This window comes from Streptomyces sp. A 4/2 (assembly GCF_940670765.1).
Classification (GTDB): domain Bacteria; phylum Actinomycetota; class Actinomycetes; order Streptomycetales; family Streptomycetaceae; genus Streptomyces.
The window spans coordinates 1-1450 of sequence record NZ_CALNVW010000081.1 but is presented as its reverse complement, the minus strand read 5'-3'; the positions used below and the strand labels follow the sequence as shown (position 1 = coordinate 1450).

General features: G+C 69.4%; 1 protein-coding gene. It reads left to right on the top strand.

The genetic code is table 11. The features are described 5' to 3' along the window. Window positions 1-69 precede the first annotated feature (69 nt). Entirely contained in the window at window positions 70-1335 is a 1266-nt protein-coding gene (locus NBY69_RS37105; protein WP_374211389.1) for an IS701 family transposase, read from the top strand. Window positions 1336-1450: the final 115 nt, after the last annotated feature.

Sequence of the window (1450 nt, the reverse complement as noted above, 5' to 3'; positions counted from 1 at the left end):
CTAGTAGGGCTTGGTCATGTGCGGTCCGTGATGGCGTGTCTTCTTGATCGGTCGTGTCGTTGACCGTGTGTGCTGAGTGAGGAGTTGGCTGCGGTCCGGTGTGATCTGGAGGACTTCGCGGCGGAGATGTTCGAGCCGTTCGCGCGGGCGGATCAGCGCCGGTGGGGCGGGGTCTATCTGCGGGGCCTGCTGCTGGACGGCGGGCGCAAGTCGGTGGAGCCGATGGCTGCCCGCCTGGGCGAGGACGGGAACCGGCAGGCCCTGGCCCACTTCGTGACCTCCAGCCCGTGGGATGCGGCGCATGTGCGGGCCCGCCTGGCCTGGCGCATGCAGCCGGTCATCAAACCCACCGCGCTGGTCATTGATGACACCGGGTTCCTCAAGGACGGGGACGCGTCGGCGTGTGTGACCCGGCAGTACACCGGCACCGCGGGCAAGGTCACCAACTGCCAGGCCGGAGTCTCGCTCCATCTGGCTTCCAACGGCGCCTCCGCGGCGGTGAACTGGCGTCTGTTCCTGCCCGGGAGCTGGGATCCCGCCTCGCCCAAGGCTGATCCGGCAAAGGTGGCCCGCCGTGACAAGTGCGCCATCCCTGCCCAGGTGGGGCATGTCGAGAAGTGGCAGCTGGCCCTCGACATGATCGACGAGACGCGGTCCTGGGGCATCGAGGTGCCCCAGGTCATCGCCGACGGCGGCTACGGGGACACCGCCGCCTTCCGGCTCGGCCTGGAAGAACGCGCTCTCGACTACGTGGTGGGCATCTCGACCACGACCACCGCGCAACCCGAGGACGCACAACCGTGCACCCCGGCCTACTCCGGCCGGGGCCCACGGCCGGTCGCTGCCTACCCCGAGCCGGCGCAGAGGGTGAAGAGCCTGGTCATCGCAGCCGGCAAATCCTCCGCACGGCCGGTGCAGTGGAGGGAAGGATCACGGCCGGGCAGCGGCCGCAGCGGATTCAAGCGCATGTACTCGCGCTTCGTGGCCCTGCGGATCCGGCCCGCCGGACGCGAGATCCGCAAGGCCGCGGCCACCGCCGAGCTTCCGGTCCGCTGGCTGCTGGCCGAATGGCCCGCCGACCAGGACGAGCCCGTGCAGTTCTGGCTCTCCAACCTGCCCGAGACCACCCCGCTGCCCGTCCTCGTGCGCACCGCGAAGCTCCGCTGGCGCATCGAGAACGACTACCGCGAGATGAAACAGGCCCTGGGCCTGGCCCACTTCGAAGGCCGCACCTGGCCAGGCTGGCACCACCACGTCACCCTCGTCTCGGTCGCCCACGCCTTCTGCACCCTCCAGCGACTGAGCAGATCCCCAAAAGAGACGGCGTCGGCCTGAGCCTCTACCGAGTCGTCCGCGAGCTGCAGACACTCCTCGCGACCTGGACCGGCGCCTGCCCCACCTGTCACCGCGACATGCCAGACCCCGCACCAACATGACCAAGCCCTACTAG